The sequence below is a fragment of the Halobacillus sp. BBL2006 genome (genome assembly GCF_000786645.1).
Classification (GTDB): Bacteria; Bacillota; Bacilli; order Bacillales; family Halobacillaceae; genus Halobacillus.
Genome location: NZ_JRNX01000768.1, coordinates 1 through 1,404 on the forward strand (window position 1 = coordinate 1; position 1,404 = coordinate 1,404).

At 40.1% G+C, this 1,404-nt stretch carries 2 protein-coding genes and 1 pseudogene; all 3 read left to right on the top strand.

The genetic code is table 11. From position 1 onward, the window contains the following. A pseudogene (locus LD39_RS23270) lies at positions 1 to 244 on the top strand (metallophosphoesterase); the annotation flags it as partial. Positions 245 to 466: 222 nt separating this feature from the next. After that, the gene (locus tag LD39_RS19465) at positions 467 to 934 is read left to right on the top strand and encodes a YkyB family protein (RefSeq protein WP_035552188.1); all 468 of its coding nucleotides are present in this window, start codon (positions 467 to 469) and stop codon (positions 932 to 934) included. 73 nt (positions 935 to 1,007) lie between these two features. Continuing rightward, entirely contained in the window at positions 1,008 to 1,220 is a 213-nt protein-coding gene (locus tag LD39_RS19470) for a hypothetical protein (protein ID WP_035552190.1), read from the top strand. Positions 1,221 to 1,404: the final 184 nt, after the last annotated feature.

Genomic DNA, 1,404 nt, shown 5'->3' on the forward strand with positions numbered 1-1,404 from the left:
AGACGAAATCCAGCATCATTCTGTTGATGTACAGCTTTCCGGCCACAGCCATGGAGGACAAGTCCAATTGCCGTTCTACGGCTATATGATTACGCCGCCATACGCTGAAAAATATGTAGAAGGTAACTATCAACTCATGGACGGACTCGAATTGTTCGTTAGTCGAGGGATCGGAACGACCAGGATGCCGTATCGGTTCTTATGCCGGCCTGAATATTCAATTTTCACCTTAAAGTCAGGGTAAAACGAACAGTTTTGTGACAAACGTCCTTCCCTTTATAAAAACTTCTACAATCATGATACGATAGCACTATCTATTTGAGGGAGACTAGGGTGGAACCCTTTTAAGAACTGCAAAAAAGAGAAAGTGACGCTAAAAGCGTCACTTTGACCTATATACCATTTTTTTCAAATTTGTTTAAAATAGACGTAATAGAGAAATAAATATGGATGAAAGGAGATTCTTATGAAAGACCAGAAAACATCAAACCATGAATTGGCCGAGGCATTGTTTATTGTGAATCGCCATGCGAAGACAGCACCTGAACCTAAGCATCTCTATGATATAAAGAAGCATACGATTGATAAACTTCTACAGGAAAACCGCGCTAAAAAGATTGGCCTCCATTTTTCCGATCATCCCAAGTTCAGTCAGCAGCATTCAACTCTCCTCATTGAAATCGGTGGATACTACTTCCACATTCCTGCAAATAAAAAAGATTTCGATCAGCTTGAACATTTAGGAAAAGTCGATCATTCTTATCGCAATCCAAAACCAAAACTATCTCTGTCAAAAGCAAAACGAACGCTTTATCGTTATTTAGACTGGGAACAGCCACAACAGATGACCCAATCTTTCCATTCAACATTACAGCCTTCTTTTCTTGGACAAACGGATATTGCCCCCTGGAACCAGCGCAGGAAAAAGACGTAGTCCGGGTAATGCTCTCCCCTATGTTTCATATAAATTGGAAAAAGGTATGAGAGATATAGAGGAGGATGATACGATGTCGATGAATCATATGGATGATTTTCTATACCAGTTGAAAAAATACATGGAATACACGACTGAATTACGCTCTTCTTATGAACACCTGTCTGAGCATGAAAAAAGTTTGGTCGTAGAAGCTTCTCCTACGAAAAATAGTCCTGAGACGATTGCAAAGCAAGCCTATACTTGGCACGATGATCTATTTGAACGATTAAATAAGACAAGATAAGAAAAGGGGCTGGGACAAAAGTGTTTTAGCCATTCTAATAACCGAACGATGGTGAAATTCTTATGATAAGATTTCACCATCGTTCGGTTTTTTTATGGTAGATTAGCGCAACATCATGCCATTACTTCGGGCATTTGTCTTGTTAGGTGGAAGTAGGGCCGCTCCGACAGAATGCTTCGCTTTC